The organism is Tetzosporium hominis (assembly GCF_002265435.1).
Classification (GTDB): Bacteria; Bacillota; Bacilli; order Bacillales_A; family Planococcaceae; genus Chryseomicrobium; species Chryseomicrobium hominis.
This window is the reverse complement of the sequence record NZ_NOKQ01000312.1, coordinates 1-219: the sequence shown is the minus strand read 5'-3', so window position 1 is coordinate 219 and position 219 is coordinate 1. Positions and strand designations below refer to the sequence as shown.

The window sequence follows — 219 nt, the reverse complement described above, 5'->3', positions numbered from 1 at the left end:
ACAAACTGAAAGAATACGGCCTTGATGAAGATACAGTCAAACAAGTGATTCAAGGTTCAGATGTGACAACTCCGCTTGGATTGTACACATTCGGAAATAAAGAAAAATCTGTCGTTGTAAGCGGCGATATTGAAACAATAAAAGATTTGAAGAATATGAGAATCCCGATGGCATCTGCTTCAAGTGCAGGCAGCGGCGCAGCATCTCAAGCGGCGGCGC

At 43.8% G+C, this 219-nt stretch carries 1 protein-coding gene; it reads left to right on the top strand.

What is annotated here, in order from left to right; genetic code table 11:
• A partial coding sequence (locus CF394_RS13980) for an efflux RND transporter permease subunit (protein WP_133079847.1) occupies positions 1-219 on the top strand: 219 nt, incomplete at both ends.